General features: G+C 35.2%; 15 protein-coding genes. 6 read left to right on the forward strand and 9 right to left on the reverse strand.

The window, feature by feature from the left end:
• Window positions 1-3: 3 nt before the first annotated feature.
• The 4 genes from rsmG to rho all read right to left on the reverse strand — a co-directional run bounded on the left by rsmG (window position 4) and on the right by rho (window position 5,230).
• The gene (gene rsmG / locus ACFINF_RS00490; RefSeq protein ID WP_375619186.1) at window positions 4-651 is read right to left on the reverse strand and encodes a 16S rRNA (guanine(527)-N(7))-methyltransferase RsmG; all 648 of its coding nucleotides are present in this window, start codon (window positions 649-651) and stop codon (window positions 4-6) included.
• Window positions 651-2,519, reverse strand: a complete 1,869-nt coding sequence (gene mnmG / locus ACFINF_RS00495) for a tRNA uridine-5-carboxymethylaminomethyl(34) synthesis enzyme MnmG (protein ID WP_375619187.1) — start codon at window positions 2,517-2,519, stop codon at window positions 651-653. Before mnmG ends, rsmG begins: the two co-directional genes overlap by 1 nt.
• Before the next feature lie 106 nt (window positions 2,520-2,625).
• Window positions 2,626-3,933 (reverse strand): tRNA uridine-5-carboxymethylaminomethyl(34) synthesis GTPase MnmE, encoded by a 1,308-nt coding sequence (gene mnmE, locus ACFINF_RS00500; RefSeq protein ID WP_375619188.1) that lies wholly within the window; start codon window positions 3,931-3,933, stop codon window positions 2,626-2,628.
• A gap of 31 nt (window positions 3,934-3,964) precedes the next feature.
• Window positions 3,965-5,230 (reverse strand): transcription termination factor Rho, encoded by a 1,266-nt coding sequence (gene rho, locus ACFINF_RS00505; RefSeq protein ID WP_015857121.1) that lies wholly within the window; start codon window positions 5,228-5,230, stop codon window positions 3,965-3,967.
• Between the two features lie 555 nt (window positions 5,231-5,785).
• On the opposite strand from rho, the gene ACFINF_RS00510 reads away from it, so the two are divergent.
• From ACFINF_RS00510 to polA, 6 genes are all read left to right on the forward strand, one after another.
• Window positions 5,786-6,610: a pyruvate, water dikinase regulatory protein gene (locus ACFINF_RS00510; RefSeq protein WP_012754433.1), complete on the forward strand. Its 825-nt coding sequence runs from the start codon at window positions 5,786-5,788 to the stop codon at window positions 6,608-6,610.
• A 12-nt stretch (window positions 6,611-6,622) separates the two neighbouring features.
• Window positions 6,623-7,219, forward strand: coding sequence for a Maf family nucleotide pyrophosphatase (locus tag ACFINF_RS00515; protein ID WP_375619189.1), 597 nt, complete (start codon window positions 6,623-6,625; stop codon window positions 7,217-7,219).
• Window positions 7,212-8,084 (forward strand): shikimate dehydrogenase, encoded by an 873-nt coding sequence (locus ACFINF_RS00520; RefSeq protein ID WP_375619190.1) that lies wholly within the window; start codon window positions 7,212-7,214, stop codon window positions 8,082-8,084. The genes ACFINF_RS00515 and ACFINF_RS00520 overlap by 8 nt, the downstream gene beginning before the upstream one ends.
• The gene (gene coaE, locus ACFINF_RS00525) at window positions 8,081-8,665 is read left to right on the forward strand and encodes a dephospho-CoA kinase (RefSeq protein ID WP_375619191.1); all 585 of its coding nucleotides are present in this window, start codon (window positions 8,081-8,083) and stop codon (window positions 8,663-8,665) included. The genes ACFINF_RS00520 and coaE overlap by 4 nt, the downstream gene beginning before the upstream one ends.
• Window positions 8,666-8,669: 4 nt before the next feature.
• Window positions 8,670-9,377 (forward strand): DNA polymerase III subunit epsilon, encoded by a 708-nt coding sequence (dnaQ, locus tag ACFINF_RS00530; RefSeq protein ID WP_375619192.1) that lies wholly within the window; start codon window positions 8,670-8,672, stop codon window positions 9,375-9,377.
• 302 nt (window positions 9,378-9,679) lie between these two features.
• Window positions 9,680-12,589: a DNA polymerase I gene (polA, locus tag ACFINF_RS00535; RefSeq protein ID WP_375619193.1), complete on the forward strand. Its 2,910-nt coding sequence runs from the start codon at window positions 9,680-9,682 to the stop codon at window positions 12,587-12,589.
• A 5-nt stretch (window positions 12,590-12,594) separates the two neighbouring features.
• On the opposite strand, the gene ACFINF_RS00540 is transcribed toward polA, so the two are convergent.
• The 5 genes from ACFINF_RS00540 to ACFINF_RS00560 all read right to left on the reverse strand — a co-directional run bounded on the left by ACFINF_RS00540 (window position 12,595) and on the right by ACFINF_RS00560 (window position 17,690).
• Window positions 12,595-13,458: an endonuclease/exonuclease/phosphatase family protein gene (locus tag ACFINF_RS00540; protein WP_375619194.1), complete on the reverse strand. Its 864-nt coding sequence runs from the start codon at window positions 13,456-13,458 to the stop codon at window positions 12,595-12,597.
• Window positions 13,459-13,570: 112 nt separating this feature from the next.
• Window positions 13,571-14,344, reverse strand: coding sequence for a Bax inhibitor-1/YccA family protein (locus ACFINF_RS00545; protein WP_375619195.1), 774 nt, complete (start codon window positions 14,342-14,344; stop codon window positions 13,571-13,573).
• 1,063 nt (window positions 14,345-15,407) lie between these two features.
• On the reverse strand, window positions 15,408-15,911 hold the full coding sequence (gene lspA / locus ACFINF_RS00550; RefSeq protein WP_375619196.1) for a signal peptidase II: 504 nt from the start codon (window positions 15,909-15,911) through the stop codon (window positions 15,408-15,410).
• Window positions 15,901-16,755, reverse strand: coding sequence for a TrmH family RNA methyltransferase (locus ACFINF_RS00555; protein ID WP_375619197.1), 855 nt, complete (start codon window positions 16,753-16,755; stop codon window positions 15,901-15,903). Before ACFINF_RS00555 ends, lspA begins: the two co-directional genes overlap by 11 nt.
• A gap of 2 nt (window positions 16,756-16,757) precedes the next feature.
• Complete coding sequence (locus tag ACFINF_RS00560) at window positions 16,758-17,690, reverse strand: class I SAM-dependent methyltransferase (protein ID WP_375619198.1); 933 nt, start codon at window positions 17,688-17,690, stop codon at window positions 16,758-16,760.
• Window positions 17,691-17,775: the final 85 nt, after the last annotated feature.

The raw sequence follows: 17,775 nt of genomic DNA on the forward strand, positions 1-17,775 counted from the left end.
GCTCTACCCTCTATATGATCGAATATGAGAAATTTCCAAAATAACAGAATTTTCATCAACTTTACTTTTATGTTTTAACAGATCAAAGTGCCAATTGGCAGAGGCATTTTTTATTTCTGTAGCGTAATCCCGACCTTTTTGCAAAAGAGCTATTGTTTTTTCTGTTAATAAAGGAAAAATAAGCTGTAAAAGAGTATTGAGCGGTGCTAATCCGCGTGCCGTTATAATATCAGATATGGGAATTTTTTGATATACATCTTCAATTCTAGCGTGATAAACTGTTGCTGGAAGATTAAGTTGAGCAATAACTGTTCGCAAAAAAGAAACTTTTTTCCCATTACTTTCAACAAGATTAATATGTCCTACTTTTTTTTCTTTCAAAAAGATAGCAATCACAATTGCAGGAAAACCTCCTCCTGATCCTAAATCACACCAATGTAAAGAATGAGCATACAAAGGAAAAATTTGTGCTGAATCTAGAATATGCCGTGTCCATAGATCTGGTATTGTTGTAGAAGATATCAAATTAATATGTGCATTCCATTGAAGTATTAAAGACTCAAACTGTATTAAATTTTCCATCGTTTCACGTGAAACAGAAGGAACAATATTTAATAATTGTTGATATTTTTTTTCTGTAGAAAAATCCATTAAGCTGTTTTAGCCTTTTCACGTCGTTGACGTTGAATATATGTAATAATAAGCGATAACGCGGCGGGTGTCATGCCATCAATTTTTTGTGCATCAGCAATTGAACGCGGCGACACTTCTTGAATTTTTGATTTAAGTTCATTTGAAAGACCTGAAATTGCCTGAATATCAAGAGAAGAAGGAATTTCTAAACGCTCATCTCTTTGAAGAGAGGCAATATCTTGTGCTTGTTTATCTAAATAAACCGCATATTGTGCTTCAATTTCTAAAGATTCTGCTGTTTTAGAATCAATCGTTTGTAATTGTGGCCAAAAATCTGAAAGACGCTCTAAAGTCATATGAGGATATGCAAGAAAATCATAAGCAGAACGCCGAATTCCATCATGATTAACGTGTAATCCATGAGCAGAAGCTTCATTGGGTGTTAAAAAAAGATTTTGACATATTGATCGTGCTTGATCAAGGCGTTCTTGTTTTTTCTGATAACATTCCCAACGTATTTCACTCACAATACCCCATTTTTGTGCCAAAGGTGTTAAACGCGTATCAGCATTATCAGATCGTAAAGATAAACGAAATTCAGCACGTGATGTAAACATCCTATAAGGTTCACAAACACCACGTGAAACCAAATCATCAACCATAACACCAATATAAGCGGTAGAACGACTTATAAGTATTTCATCTAATTTACCTACTTTACGTGCCGCATTTAATCCAGCTAAAAGTCCTTGTGCTGCTGCTTCCTCATATCCTGTTGTACCATTAATTTGGCCTGCTAAGAACAAACCAGGTAAAGAACGTAATTCTAAGCTTCTCTTTAATTGTTGTGGATTAACAAAATCATATTCAATAGCATAACCAGGTTGCAAAACTATAGCATTTTCCAACCCTTCAATGGTTTTCAATAGAGAAATTTGTACATCTTCAGGAAGAGAAGTAGAAAGACCATTTGGATAAACAGTATCATCATTTAATCCTTCTGGTTCTAGAAAGATCTGATGTCCATCACGTTCTCCAAATTTCACAATTTTATCTTCAACAGAAGGACAATAACGTGGTCCTAACCCTTCAATATTTCCAGAATATAAAGCAGAACGATAAATATTTTCGCGAATAATTTGATGTGTTCTCTCATTTGTACGTGTTATTGCACATTCAATTTGTGGTTGTTCAATTTTCTCTGTTAAAAGAGAAAAGGGAATGGGGTTTTCATCTGCTTGTTGTTTTAGAAGATGATCCCAAGCAATCGTTTTTTTACTCAAACGAGCAGGGGTTCCCGTTTTTAATCGACCAAGTTTTATATGATAATTTTTTAAACGTTTAGCAAGTTGCACACTTGACTGATCTCCCATACGTCCAGCAGCCCATTTTTTATCACCAATATGAATAAAGCCATTTAAAAATGTCCCTGTTGTTAAAACAACAGCACCAGATAAAATTGTTCCTTGTTTTTTTAAAATAACACCTGATACACAATTATCTTTAACAACCAGATCAATAACTTCATCCTCAATAAGAGTAAGATTTTCTTGTTCTTTTAATAATTTTTGAATTGCTTTTTTATAAAGTTGTCTATCCGCCTGTGTCCGTGGTCCTCTTACTGCCGGTCCTTTACGTCTATTAAGTAGTCTAAACTGAATTCCAGCTGCATCTGCTGCTCTTCCCATGAGACCATCTAACGCATCTATTTCACGAACTAGATGCCCTTTTCCAAGTCCACCAATAGCAGGATTACACGACATTGTTCCCAGTGCTGATATTTTATGTGTAACAAGCGCTGTTTTGGCTCTTACACGCGCTGAAGCTGAAGCCGCTTCACAGCCAGCATGACCACCACCAACAATAACAACATCATATGATTGCATTTTATTCATTCCGTAGAAAATATTCTAAGGTTTCACGTGAAACAGAATATAAATTACATAATCTTTATAATCTGTCTATGAAATAATCAATGTTTCACGTGAATCATTATTTACCAACACAAAACTCTGAAAAAATAATATCAAGCAAATCTTCAACATCAATATCTCCTGTAATTTTTCCAAGAAAATCACTTGCACAACGGAGATGTTCTGCACGTAAACTGAGATCAAGAGAATTATAATTAAGAGAATATTCAATCTCTTTAACAGCCTCCTTTAATAATTGAAGTTGTCTTTTACGCGCCGGAACAATATTTCCAATTTCAGAAGCACGATGATAACAAAATGATTCAAGTTCTTTTATAAAATAATCAAAATTTAAACCAGTTAATGCGGAAAATTGTATAGACCAATGCTGATCATTTTTTTCATAAAGATCAAGCTTATTGCCAACACACCATATTTCAGCCGATGTTTCTGGTAAATCAACTTGCTTAGGATTTCCTATATCATAAACCAAAATAACTAAATCAGCTTCCCTAACATGCTGTTTAGCAACTTCTATTCCCATTTGTTCTATTTTATTTTCTGTTTTTCTAAAACCAGCAGTATCCGTTAAAAAAATAGGTAAACCACCAAGAATAATTCTCATTTCTAAAGCATCACGGGTTGTTCCTGCTTCTTCCGTTACAATAGCAACAGATCTTCCTGAAAGACGATTCATAATGCTTGATTTTCCAGAATTTGGAGCACCAGCAATAACAATTTTTAATCCATCACGTAAAATACTAGCACGCTCTCCTTCAGTAATATATTCACGAATAGAAGTACAAAGATCCTCAACATCTTTCCAAACTTTATCAGATATTGCGTTGGGAATATCTGCTTCATCAACAAAATCAAGTTCTGCCTCAATAAAAGCACGCGCCTTCATAAGCTTATGACGCCAATCACGATAAAGTGTCGTTAAATGTCCACTTGTACCCATAACAGCTAAACGCCGTTGGCTTTCCGTTTCTGCTTCTATTAAATCAGCAAGACCTTCTGCTTGAACAAGATCTAATTTTCCTTCTATAAAAGCACGACGTGAAAATTCACCTGCTTCTGCAATACGGCATCCAGAAAATGTCGACAATTCATCGAGAAAACGACTAACAACGGCTTTTCCTCCATGTAAATGGAATTCTGCACAATCTTCCCCCGTAAAACTATGAGGAGCAGGAAAAAAAACAGTTAAACCAGAATCTAAAAAGCTCCCATCACGAGCAGTAAGATTTCCATAATGCATAAAACGTGCTTTAGGTAAACGACCACAAAGCGTTTTAACTATATCCACAACATGGGGACCAGAAAGCCGAATGACTGCAACCCCTGAAGGTAACAATCCACTCGAAACAGCAAAGATTGTATCCACAGGTTTTATCCTAATAAAAACTTTAATGACTCTACGTATTCATTGAATCAAAAAATTCACTATTGTTTTTTGTTTGCTTTAATTTATCAATCAAAAATTCAATTGCATCTGTTACATTCATAGATGCTAAAATACGACGAAGAACAAAAATTTTGTGCAAATCTTGTCGTTCTACTAGAAGTTCTTCCTTACGCGTTCCTGACTTTAAAATATCCATAGCAGGGAAAATACGCTTATCAGCAACTTTTCGATCAAGAACAATTTCCGAATTACCTGTTCCTTTAAATTCTTCAAAAATAACCTCATCCATACGACTTCCTGTATCAATCAAAGCCGTTGCAATAATGGTTAAAGATCCACCTTCTTCAATATTACGTGCTGCACCAAAAAAACGTTTTGGACGCTGGAGAGCATTTGCATCCACACCACCTGTTAAAACTTTACCCGAAGAAGGAACAACTGTATTATATGCACGCCCAAGACGTGTAATAGAATCAAGAAGAATAACAACATCGCGTCCATATTCAACGAGGCGTTTGGCTTTTTCAATGACCATTTCTGCCACTTGTACGTGACGTATTGCAGGTTCATCAAAAGTAGAAGAAACCACTTCTCCTTTTACTGAACGCTGCATATCTGTAACTTCTTCTGGTCGTTCATCAATTAAAAGAACAATAAGATAACATTCAGGATGATTAGTAGTAATAGAATGAGCAATATTTTGAAGTAAAACTGTTTTTCCTGTCCGAGGAGGAGCGACAATTAACCCTCTTTGTCCTTTTCCCAATGGAGATATCAAATCAATCACGCGTGATGACATATCTTTCTCTGTAGGATCTTGTATTTCCATTTGGAAACGCTCATTTGAATAAAGAGGTGTAAGATTATCAAAGTGAATTTTATAACGAATCTTTTCAGGTTTTTCGAAATTAATTGTATTAATTTTAAGGAGAGCAAAATAACGTTCTCCCTCTTTTGGACTGCGTATAGGACCTTCAATGGTATCGCCTGTTTTTAAAGAAAATGACTGTATTTGTGCTGGTGAAAGATAAATATCATCAGGACCAGGAAGATAATTAGCGTCAGCAGATCTTAAAAAACCAAATCCGTCTTGTAAAACTTCAACAACACCCTCTCCTATAATTTCTACATCTTGTAGAGCAAGTTTTTTCAAGATGGCAAACATTAATTCTTGTTTGCGCATAAGAGAGGCATTTTCAACTTCTAATGTTTCAGCAAAAGAAACAAGTTCAACGGGATTTTTGCTTTTAAGTTCTTGTAGTTTCATTTTTTGCATGAAATATGCTCTTTGTAATTAAGGAGAAGATTATCTTAAATAATTTATGGAAATTTATGAATGAAATATTCTTAAGAAGAAAAATATTTTACACTCAATTTTTTTAATCTGCAAGTACCATTTATATGAAATTTATCCCTGTAATATTAAGTAATTATATGAAAAACTTGAAAAAATATAAAAATACAAATAGTGTTTAATTTATTTTATAACAAAAATATGAGTTAGAGTTATAGCATTAATTAAATGCTATTCAAAAGTATTTTTTACAGAAATTTATATTAATAAATTTATATTAAAGAAGGGATTCTTCTTATTTATAACTGTGTTTAGTGTGGATTATTATTTATCCTCAATTTTATCCACAAAAGGGACTAAAAAAAAGAATAAAAATAACACTATCTTAAAGATATTATCCCCTCTTTTTTATAAGAGGTATAAAATTATCATAAGCATTTAATTTGTGTATAAAAACGAATAATTTTTCCTAAATTTTAGTTTTATAAAAAACGGTAAAGATATATACACATATCTTAACAAGGAGTTAAAATTTCTGTGACAAAAGAAAAAAAATTCTTTCATTTACACATGCTTTCTGATGCAACGGGAGAAACATTAATCTCTGTTGGAAGAGCTGTAGCATCGCAGTATACAATGAGTCAGGCAACAGAGCATATCTACCCTATGATTCGTAATAAAATACAGTTACAAAAAGCTCTTGATGAAATACAACAAGAGCCAGGTATTGTTCTTTACACAATGATTGATGAAGAATTTAAACTTCTCCTTCAAAAAAGGTGTAAAAAAATAAAAGTTCCTTGTATTGATATATTGCATCCTGTTTTAAATGCTTTTCAGTCTTACCTTGGAATGCCAACACATTTACGTGCGAGCGCACAACATGATCTTAATGCAGATTATTTTCGCCGTATTGAAGCACTGGATTTTACAATAGAACATGATGATGGACAGTCTTCCAGTAGCTTATCCGAAGCAGATGTAATCCTTGTTGGAATTTCAAGAACCTCTAAAACGCCAACAAGTATCTATTTAGCAAATCGCGGAATAAAAACGGCTAATGTTCCTCTTATTCCTAATATTGATTTGCCAGAATCCCTTTTAGAGGCAAAAAATTCTTTAATTATTGGTTTAATTGCTTCAGCTGAAAGAATCTCACATATTCGTCAAAATCGAGATTTGGGAGAAGGTTTTGCTCTTGATAGTTATACAAATCGTATCAACATAGCTGAAGAATTAATCTATGCAAAACGCATTTGCGAACGTTTTGGTTGGCCTATTATTGATGTCACAAGACGCTCTATTGAAGAAACTGCTGCTGCAATATTTGAACTTTTATCACGATTTCGTGAAGGAAAATGAGAGAAAATTATCATGAACGCAGATACGTTAATATTAGCATCTCTTAGTTTTTATCGTGCAAAATTATTAAAAAAAGCAGGTTTAAATTTTTTCATTGAAGGAGCTTCTTTTGATGAAAGAGAAGTAGAAAAAAAAGCAAAAGAAAAAACACCTAAAGAACTCAGCTGTTTTCTTGCGGGTGCAAAAGCAAAAAATGTTTCAGATCGTTTTCCTGATGCTTTCGTTATTGGTTGTGATCAAGTGCTTGATTTGGAAGGTAAAGTTTTTCACAAAGCAACAAATATTAAGGAAGCACATCAACGTTTATGTGAGTTATCAGGAAAAACCCATTCTCTTCATAGTGCGGTAGCTTTATTTAAAAATGGTCAAAAAATTTGGGTTGAAGCTTTTAGTGCACATATGTCCGTCCGTTTGCTTTCATCAGAATTTATTGAACATTATTTAGCACGCGTAGGAAAAGAAGTTCTAAATAGCGTGGGAGTATATCAAATTGAAGGGGAAGGGATTCATCTCTTTGAAAAAATTGAAGGAGATTTTTTTACCATTGTTGGTTTACCTTTGCTGCCTCTACTCATAAAACTGCGTCATTTAGGAATTATTGATGGTTGACTTAACAATAAAAAAAATAAATTATCCGCGCGCTTTTGTTGTTGGTTCTCCAATTCATCATTCAAAATCGCCCAAAATTCACAATTTTTGGCTTAAACAATATGGTTTACAAGGAGAATATCTTGCACAAGAAGTAACATCTGAAGAATTCAGTCATTTTATTGCGTCTTTACAAAAAATAGGCTTTTGTGGAGGAAATGTTACTTTGCCTTACAAACAGGAAGCTTTTCGTTTAGCAGATTATAAAGATGAGAGAGCAACAATGATTGGTGCTGTTAATACACTTTGGTATGAAGGAAATAAGCTTTGTGCCACGAATAGCGATGCCTATGGTTTTAGCGCTAATCTTGATGATTTTGCATCTGATTGGGGAGGGGAAACAGCTCTTGTTTTTGGAGCAGGTGGTGCCGCACGCGCTATCATATATGCCTTAAAAAAACGCGGATTTGAACAGATTTATTTGGTTAACCGTACAAAACAACGCGCCGATAATTTAGCTAAGCATTTTGGAAAAACCATTAAAGTTTACGATTGGCATAAAATCCATGAAATACTCCATCAAGCTGATTTGATTGTTAATACAACCTCTATTGGTATAAAAAATCCAGAAGAAAAAAGTGATTCTTTTTTTTGTGATTTTCATAAAGCAAAAAAAACGGCGTTAGTAACAGATATTATTTATACACCTTTGATAACTCCTTTTTTACAACAGGCAAAGGCTTGTGATCTCAAGACGGTTGATGGGCTTGGGATGCTTCTACATCAGGCTGTTATAGGGTTTGAACAGTGGTTTGGAATAAGACCACAGGTAACAAAAGCGTTACGAACAGCCATTTTAGAGGATATGAGTGAAAAAATAGAATGAAGATCATAGGATTAACAGGATCAATTGCTATGGGAAAATCAACAGTTGCTGATTTTTTCAAGCAAGCGGGTATTTCTGTTTTTAGTGCTGATGAAGCAGTACAACAGCTTTATAAAAGTGAGCCAGCTTTGTCATTCATAGAGCGTATTTTTCCAGGTGTTGTTGAAAACGGTGAAGTTAACCGTTTGAAACTTTCTAAAATTTTGATTGATGATAAGGAAAAATTACAAACATTAGAAAAAATAATTCATCCTTTGGTGCAAGAAAAAGAAAGGGAATTTATTAATATAGCCCGTGAACAAGGGAAAAAATTAGTTATTCTTGATATTCCACTTCTATTTGAAAAAAATGGTGAAAGTCGTGTGGATAGCGTTATTGTTGTTTCTGCCCCACCAGAAATACAAAAAGAACGTGTAATGATTCGCAAAGGTATGAATGAAAAAAAATTTATCTTTATCAATGCTCAACAAATGCCGGATGAAAAAAAACGAGAACGTGCTGATTTTATTATTTATACAGGGAAAGATTTAGAGAATACACGTCAACAGGTTTTTGATGTGATAAAAAAATTAAAGAATTGAAGTCATGCGGGAAATTATTTTTGATACAGAAACAACAGGTTTAGATAAAGAAAAAGATCGCATAATCGAAATTGGTTGTGTAGAAATGGTTGATCGTTATCTTACGGGGCGCCAATTTCATGTTTATTTAAACCCTGAAGGCGTTATTATTCCTGATGAAGTTGTAGCAATTCACGGATTAACTAATGAACGCCTAAAAAACGAGAAAAGTTTTAGTGATATTGTTGATGAATTTTTGGAATTTATCAAAGGCGCGACAATGGTTGCGCATAATGCGAGTTTTGATATTGGTTTTATTAATGCAGAATTAAAACGCGTCAATAAACCGCTCATCAGTGTTGATAATATTCTTGATACGCTAGCTATGGCACGGCGTAAATTTCCTATGGGTCCTAATTCTCTTGATATTTTATGCAAACGTTTTGGAATTGATAATAGCCATCGTGTTCTTCATGGTGCTTTGCTTGATGCAGAGATTCTAGCCGATGTTTATATTGAACTGATCGGTGGAAAGCAAGGTGTATTGGGTTTTGATAATAGAAGGGGTGTTGATGAATATATCCAGAATGGTAAAGATACGTTTTATGCAGTTAAAATTCGCCCACAGGCTTTACCTTCAAGATTGAGTACGCAAGAAAAAAGGTTGCACGCTGATTTTATCAACAAGATGGGTGAAAAAGCTCTGTGGAATAACTTCAAAATTCATGAATAACATCATCTTTTCTCTAAAAAAGTCACCATTTAAATCAAAGAATATAGATGTCAAAAAAAACGGTCGTTGTGGGGAGGGGAACACCACAACGACCCTGTCGCTACATCGTACCTCAGCTATCATAGGAGGAGCAAAATGAAAGCTATTAATCCTGTAACAGCAAAGAAAAGCTCTAGGTACTTAATATAAAGTGCAACGACTTCATGTATTATGAAAAGAAAAAATGGCTTTTTAGAGGCAAAGTGAAAAAAATATATAAGGGTAATTTGCTTTTTTAACTGAAATGGAGAAATAAAATTGTCATGAAAGCAACAGATCATCTTTTTTTGGTTGACGGATCAGGCTATGTTTTTCGTGCTTATTATGCTTTGCCGCCTTTAAAACGTAAAAAGGATGGACTTCCTGTAGGAGCAGTAGCTGGTTTTTGCAATATGTTATGGAAATTACTTTGTGATGCTCGTAATACAGCGACTGGTATTGTTCCAACACATTTTGCTGTTATTTTTGATTATTCATCTGATACTTTTCGGAAACAAATTTATCCTAAATATAAAGCGAATCGCGCTGAACCTCCTGAAGATCTAATTCCTCAGTTCGCGCTAATACGCCAAGCAACGAAGGCTTTTAATTTGCCTTGTATTGAAAAGGAAGGCTTTGAAGCGGATGATTTGATTGCTACCTATGCAAAATTGGCAACAAAGGTTGGGGCAAAAACAACCATTATTTCTTCTGATAAGGATCTTATGCAACTCGTAAATACGCATGTATCTTTGTATGACGGAATGAAAGACAAGCATATAGGTATCTCAGAAGTTATAGAAAAATGGGGTGTTGCACCTGAAAAAATGATTGATTTACAAGCATTAATTGGAGATTCAACGGATAATGTACCGGGTATTCCAGGCATTGGTCCAAAAACTGCAGCTCAGTTGTTAGATCAGTTTGATTCTCTTGATCTTTTGTTGCAAAACGTAACAGAAATTAAACAAAAAAAACGACGTGAAAACATTCAAGCTTATAGAGAACAAGTTAAAATTTCTCGTGAACTTGTTAGGCTTAAAACAGATGTTCCTATAGATAATGATTTAGATGATTTTATTTTGGAGCCACAAGATGGTCCACGTTTAATTGCTTTTTTGAAAGCGATGGAATTTTCAACATTAACACGTCGCGTGGCAGAGGCAACGTCATGCAATGCAGCTGTTATTGATGCACTTGATATAGATGTTGAATGGGAAAAACTGAGCCATGGGCATGATTCTAATATCAAGAATACTGAGCGCGCATCTCTTCATAATTTTTTTGAAAATTCTCCACAAGTTTTTGCGCAAAAACGTAAAGATCAAGCGCTGACTCAAAAAATTACAAGAGACGCTTATACAACAATTCTTGATGAGGAAATTTTAAAAGATTGGTTATCACAAGCACAAGAGCAGGGTTTTTTCGCTTTTAATACTGAAACAACATCTCTTAATCCGATGCAAGCAAAGCTTGTTGGCTTTTCACTCGCATTACAGCCAGAAAAAGCAGCTTATATACCTCTTGAACATTTTTATGAAGGAGAAGAGGACCTTTTGAGGGGCGGGCGCATTGCCTCGCAGATTGATACCCGAAAAGCTTTAGCACTTTTAAAACCGATATTAGAAGATTCATCGGTGTTAAAAATTGGTCAGAATATAAAATATGATTGGTTGGTGATAAAGCAATACGACATTATTATAAGCTCTTTTGATGATACCATGCTTTTATCATATGCTTTTGATGCTGGAACGTTAACCCATAATATGGATGATTTGTCTGAACGTTGGCTTGGGCATAAACCAATTTCCTATAAAGATTTAACGCATAACGGAAAAAAATTTACTTCTTTTTCACAAGTAGATTTAAAACAAGCAACCCTTTATGCGGCGGAATTTGCTGATATAACGATACGCCTTTGGCAAGTATTAAAACCGCAACTTGTTGCTCGTGGAATGACAAAAATTTATGAACGTCTTGATCGACCCCTTGTAGAAGTTCTTGCAAGAATGGAAGAACGTGGGATTCTTATTGATCGGCAGATTTTATTGCGTCTTTCAGGAGAATTGGCACAAGCTGCTTTGATTTTAGAAGAGGAAATTTACAAACAAGCTGATGAAAAGTTTAATCTTGCTTCGCCAAAGCAATTAGGGGATATCCTTTTTGGAAAAATGGGATTACCTGGAGGCGCTAAAACTAAGAGTGGACAATGGTCAACTTCTGTACAGACCTTAGAAGAGTTGGCTGCTGAAGGTCATGTTTTACCGCGTAAAATTATTGAGTGGCGTCAACTTGCAAAGCTAAAATCTACCTATACAGATGCCTTGCCTTCTTATATTTTTTCAAAAACAGGGCGAGTTCACACGAATTATTCTTTGGCAATAACATCAACAGGACGGTTATCATCATCAGAGCCAAATTTGCAAAATATTCCAGTGCGGACTGCTGAAGGACGTAAAATTCGAACAGCTTTTATTGCTCCCAAAGGACATGTGTTACTTTCTGCTGATTATAGTCAGATTGAGTTGCGCATTCTTGCACATATTGCGGATATAAAAGCATTAAAAGAAGCTTTTGCTAAAGGGCATGATATTCACGCTATAACGGCATCACAAATGTTTGGTGTTGCGATAGAAGGAATGCATTCAGATATACGACGGCGTGCAAAAGCGATTAATTTTGGTATTATTTATGGTATTTCAGCTTTTGGATTAGCCAATCAATTGGGAATTTCACGCCAAGAAGCGGGTCGTTATATTCAACTGTATTTTGAAAGATTTCCAGGAATTAAAGATTATATGGAGAAGACCAAAATCTTTGCACGTGAAAATGGTTATGTGGAAACAATTTTTGGACGTCGTATCCATTATCCAGAAATAAAAGCAAAGAATGTAAAAATTCGTTCTCTTAATGAGCGAGCAGCTATCAATGCTCCAATTCAAGGTTCTGCGGCTGATATTATTCGCCGCGCTATGATACAGATGGAAGATGCTTTAAAAGAAGAAAAACTATCAGCAAAAATGTTGCTGCAAGTGCATGATGAACTGATTTTTGAAGTACCAGAGGAAGAGAGTAAAAAAACCATGGCTGTTGTTAAAAATGTTATGGAAAATGCTACAATGCCGATTTTATCTTTATCTGTACCGCTTGAAGTAAAAGTCATGACGGCTCAAAATTGGGATGAGGCACATTAATTTTTTTATTTGTTTTTAAGAATGTTGATTGCGTTGGAAAGATTAAGATAGGCTTTGATAGGCAAATGATCTGAAGCAATGCGTGCAAGCGGTGAATGATGATTTTCAATACTTGTTACCAATTGGTGGGGAAAAGAAAAAACTCTATCAAGGGCTAAAAAAGGAAAACGAGAGGGAAAACTTGGTACAGCTTCAAAAGTGCTATCAAAATAGGGAGAAAAATGATTTAAAGATGAGCCTTTTCCCATCCGCCATTCATTAAAATCTCCTATGAGGAGTGTAGGCATAAGGGAGCGTTTTTGGAAAATTTCAAGGAGCATTTTTGTTTGTTGTTTACGAGAGTAACGTAATAAGCCAAAATGAGCCGCAATAATACGGATAGGGCCTGCTGCCATTTCCAACTCTACAATTACAGCCCCACGTGGTTCAATACTAGGCAGAGTGACTTGTAAAGTATCACGTACATATCCCTTTCGCAAAAAAAGAGCATTCCCATGCCAACCGTGTCCATGAGGTGACATAGTATTAAGAGGTACAGGAATCAAACCGGTTTCAGCTTTTAATAGCTGAAGATTAATCAAACCGATGCGTTCTCCAAAACGTCTATCTGCTTCTTGAAGAGCAAGGATATCGACTTGTAATTCAGTAATAACACGGACAATTCTTGTAGGATTAAAAATTTTATCAACACCTACACATTTATGCACATTATAGGAAGCAACGGTCAGATCATAATTACTATTTTGATTGATGATGTTTGATTGATGATGAGAACGGCTGTGAATTGCATTTAAAAGAGAGCTATGGAGTTTTTGTTGGATAAAACCGGTAAACCAAGGGAATTTTTGCTTATAAGGTATTTTTGTCATTTTGCGAAAAGAATAGTCCCTAAGAGGCAAAGGGTAAAGACTTACACTAAAAACAAAAAAACCTTGTCTCTTTTAGAAACAAGGTTCTTTAATTAAGTTATGATTTTTGCAATCAATCACGGTTTGAGCCAAGAAATTGTAGCAAGAAGACAAACATATTGATGAAATCAAGATAAAGATTCAACGCGCCCATAATAACTTTACGTCCTCTAGTGTCGCTTTCATCTCCTTCATAATACATCAACTTAATGCTTTGGGTATCGTAGGCTGTTAAACCAGCAAAGATAAAAACACCAATTACAGAGATAGCAAATTGCAAAGCGCTTGATCCAAGAAAAATGTTCACAATCATGGAAAGCAACAAGCCGATCAATCCGATGAATAGGAATGAACCGATTGCTGTGAGATCACGCTTTGTTGTGTATCCATAAAGTGAAAGAGCTCCAAAAGTTGCGGCGGAAATGACAAAGGTTTGCACAACACTTTCTGTCGTATAGCGCAAAACGATAGAAGACAGTGAAAGACCAACCAGAGCAGCATAACCAAAAAAGAGGCTACGAGCAGCATTTGTGCTCAATGTATTAATTTTGAAACTGAGGAATAAAACCGCTATGAGTGGTGCAAACATAACAATGTAAGAGAATGGCGATGTATAAAATGTTACTCCAAATGATGTTAAATAAACACTGCTATTGATTTGAGCTGCTGCTTGGCTCATATCTGTTGTCGTTGCTAATGATACAATTACATAAGCAGCAGCAGCTGTAATAAGCAAACCAATGGCCATTGTATTATAGACACCCAACATATAGTCGCGCAATCCCTGATCAATTGATGCATCGGCATGAGAAGTAGGTGCCGAACGTAAATTTTTAAAATTAGCCATAATATAAAATCCTTTAGCATATGTCCCGTCAGATATAGGGCTCTAAAAGTGTCTCTGTCATTACACAGATAAGCTTGGCATAAGCCTTAATTGGGCAAATACAAAAACCCTTAAGAATCACTGACAGAATTCCAGCATATTTGCTCTTATTATGGAGATTTATTTAAAAATTACAAGAGATTTATATGAAGAAGGAACCTTACAAATTGGTAAGGAAATGGTTCATTTTAATAAAAAATATTTCCATTTTTCGCCATATTTTTACAAGATAAAAAGACTAAACTAAAAAAATTTATTATTCACAGAAACTATGTAATACAATCCTTTATAAAATATCCACTATTTTTGCGTTTGTGAGAAGAGCGGCAACTATCTCATAACACTATTTTTCAACCTTCAATATTGTACCTGTTTTGCACAGTTAGAAGAACTATTGAATTTGATTTTAACACATTGATATATAATGATAAAATATCTTTTTGTATGCTAAATGATATTCCGAATATCGTAAGATTCTCTGGTTGCAAATCTGTTTATATTAAATCAATTAAGATTATTGATTTGCTTGTGTCTTGCAAGAGACATGCTTTTGATGGATTCAACATGAACAGATTCCAAATAAAAGAGATTTAGGCTATTAAGGGCTTTTATTCAATATGAAAAACGGTAATTTATATTTATAATCAATAGGTTGATTTAACAAGACACCATTGAAAATAGTTGAAAAAATGTTTTTTATTAAACAATATACAAAATAAAAAAGGAGAGTTTTTTAACGAAGCGCTTAAGAAAGGCTCTGTAAAAAAACAATACCTGTAAAAACTAAAAAATATACGAAAAGCAAATAATAGAACTTTAAATGCTGTAAAATATTTTCTCTCTATTTGAGTTCATTTCTTTTGCATTGACCAAGTGTAGAAGTGTAAAGTTGAAAAATAAGATTTTATAATTTTATGAAAAGAAACACGAGAAACAATTAGCTGCAAGAATTATCCAAGAAAAATCAATATATAATCAGGATTATGATGGTTAATAATCTCTGTTTTCTAAGAAAATGAGCATATCAATGAGAAGATGTACTGTTAGAATGACGTTTTGCTTTCATCCAAGTGCGCAATTCTTCAATAAGGATGGCAATAACACCGAGAGTGATAAAACTATCTGCAAGGTTGAAAATAGCAAAATAAAAAATATCACCAATATGAAAGAGTATATAATCAGTGACATGATGAAAGCGAATACGATCAATGAGATTGCCCACGGCTCCCCCAATAATAAGAATAAGGCCAATGCGCATTAAAGACTTATTATATTCAGTATTTTTCCATAGCCATAGAAGGAAGATAATCACAATGATTGTGATGGCGATGATTCCCCAGTGAGAAAAGGAAGAAAAAAACGAAAATGCAATGCCAGAATTACGCACATGATAAAGGGAAAGAAAAGGAATAAGCGAAATTTCTGTTCCTAAAGGCATATTGTGCATAACCCAGTATTTGACAGCTTGATCAAGTACTACTGTAAAAGCCAAGCCCAAGAGAAGAAAAGGGAGTGATTTACGCATCATGTTTTTCCTCACATGGTTCCAGTATTAAATAGGGGCGACGGATTTCATAAAGCATAACAGCTGTTGCTACAGCTAGATTAAGCGAGTCTGCACGTCCGCTTTGTGGAATACGCGCAAGTTTATCGCACCGATTTGTAAGAAGATCTGATAATCCCTGTTTTTCATTTCCCATTAAAAGGATAATAGGGCCATTTTTGAAATCAAGAGTGCGATAATCCAGAGATCCTTTGAGATGTGTTCCAACGATCATACCTTTAAAGTGAGCAGACCAGTTTAAAAAGGCGCTTTCATCAAGACGATAAAGTGGTACAGAGAAAATAGATCCCATGGTTGCACGGACCGTTTCAGGCGAGAAAGGGTCTGTTGTTTCGCCAATTAAAATAACACCTTTAGCACCTACAGCATCAGCAGTTCGAATAATGGTACCAAGATTTCCAGGATCACGTACACGATCAAGCGCGATGTAAACATCTTTAATCTGTTCTTTTATCATTTCAAGAGAGTGCCATTTTTGCTTGAAAATACCAATAACTGTTTGTGGATTATCGCGTCTGGTAAGTGATTCCATAACTTTTTGTGAGGCTTTAATAACAAAACCACCGTTGGCTACAGCACGTGCGGCAGTATTTTCGATAGCAGTATTACCGATTTTACTTTTAGAAAAAATAAGCGTCTGTATTGTCCAGCCGAGATTGAGAGCATCAATGACCAATTTCAATCCTTCTGCCATGAAAAGGCCTTCTCTATTACGGTTTTTCTTTTGGCTAAGTGCTTTAAGATCTTTTATGATGGGGTTGCTAAGAGAGGTAATTTCTTTCACTCTACCAGTTTTGGGTCTACACATGTTCAAGCAATCCAACGGCTAAAAAGAGAAGTAGAAAGGGCACGTTCTGCAACTTCTTCACGCAAAATGAGTTCTCCTGATTCGACCGTACCACCAAGATTTACAAATGCATCACGCATTAAAGCATGAAGAGCAAAGAAGGAAGCACGAATAGAATAAGCTGTAAGGACAACAGAGAGCGGTTTATCAGAGAGAAGTTTACGACAATTTGTGATCATAGCGGGTAAATGATCAAACAGTTGCCAAATTTCACCATGGGGTCCACGCCCATAAGCAGGGGGATCAAGAAGAATCATATCATAGCTTTTCTTACGACGCAGTTCACGCTCGACAAATTTCATAGCATCATCGCAAATCCAGCGAATAGAATGATCTGGTAATCCTGCTTTTTCTTGATTAGCTTTTGCCCACGCAATGGCTTTTTTAGAAGCATCAACATGGGTAACATTCGCACCCGCTCGTGCCCCAATCAAAGAGGCAATACCTGTATAGCCAAAAAGATTCAACAATTTTATAGGACGCTCGGCTTTAACAATTTGCTCTTCCATAGAGCGCCAATGAGCATCTTGTTCAGGAAAAACCCCCACATGACGAAAGGAAGTAAAACGGCCTAGAAAAAACAATCCATTCCAAGAAAGAGTCCATGTTTCATCAAGTGGCTTTTTAGGAAAATGCCAACGACCAACCCCTTCTTCATCACGGTTTCCTGTGAAAACAGCATCAACATCAGCCCATTCTTTTCGTGGTAAAGCAGGTTTCCATAGTGCTTGACCTTCTGGTCGAATAATGCGGTAAGCTCCATAACGTTCTAGTTTTTGTCCATGACCAGAATCAATGAGAGCATAGTTTTCACTTATACCTGTTTCTAAAATAAGTGGTAACTTTTCCTGCGGATATCTATTGTTATGGGAGGGTTGAAAGCATTGTGCGGGCATGTTTTGTATCACGGTATATGAGGTATGAAAATATATTATAAAGCTCTTAAGTGTTTCGTAAAAGTGCAAAAGAGCTAAAGCCAAT

Origin of the sequence: Bartonella sp. TS25HLJMH (assembly GCF_042193505.1) — a bacterium.
Lineage (GTDB): Bacteria > Pseudomonadota > Alphaproteobacteria > Rhizobiales > Rhizobiaceae > Bartonella > Bartonella grahamii.

What these genes read in the sequence shown, in the direction of transcription:
- rsmG (WP_375619186.1), bottom strand. Translation starts at nt 651, where the DNA reads ATGGATTTTTCTACAGAAAAAAAATATCAACAATTATTAAATATTGTT.
- ACFINF_RS00520 (WP_375619190.1), top strand. Translation starts at nt 7,212, where the DNA reads ATGGTTGACTTAACAATAAAAAAAATAAATTATCCGCGCGCTTTTGTT.
- coaE (WP_375619191.1), top strand. Translation starts at nt 8,081, where the DNA reads ATGAAGATCATAGGATTAACAGGATCAATTGCTATGGGAAAATCAACA.
- lspA (WP_375619196.1), bottom strand. Translation starts at nt 15,911, where the DNA reads ATGATGCGTAAATCACTCCCTTTTCTTCTCTTGGGCTTGGCTTTTACA.
- ACFINF_RS00560 (WP_375619198.1), bottom strand. Translation starts at nt 17,690, where the DNA reads ATGCCCGCACAATGCTTTCAACCCTCCCATAACAATAGATATCCGCAG.
- polA (WP_375619193.1), top strand. Translation starts at nt 9,680, where the DNA reads ATGAAAGCAACAGATCATCTTTTTTTGGTTGACGGATCAGGCTATGTT.
- ACFINF_RS00515 (WP_375619189.1), top strand. Translation starts at nt 6,623, where the DNA reads ATGAACGCAGATACGTTAATATTAGCATCTCTTAGTTTTTATCGTGCA.
- ACFINF_RS00540 (WP_375619194.1), bottom strand. Translation starts at nt 13,458, where the DNA reads ATGACAAAAATACCTTATAAGCAAAAATTCCCTTGGTTTACCGGTTTT.
- ACFINF_RS00555 (WP_375619197.1), bottom strand. Translation starts at nt 16,755, where the DNA reads ATGTGTAGACCCAAAACTGGTAGAGTGAAAGAAATTACCTCTCTTAGC.
- dnaQ (WP_375619192.1), top strand. Translation starts at nt 8,670, where the DNA reads ATGCGGGAAATTATTTTTGATACAGAAACAACAGGTTTAGATAAAGAA.
- ACFINF_RS00545 (WP_375619195.1), bottom strand. Translation starts at nt 14,344, where the DNA reads ATGGCTAATTTTAAAAATTTACGTTCGGCACCTACTTCTCATGCCGAT.
- rho (WP_015857121.1), bottom strand. Translation starts at nt 5,230, where the DNA reads ATGCAAAAAATGAAACTACAAGAACTTAAAAGCAAAAATCCCGTTGAA.
- mnmG (WP_375619187.1), bottom strand. Translation starts at nt 2,519, where the DNA reads ATGCAATCATATGATGTTGTTATTGTTGGTGGTGGTCATGCTGGCTGT.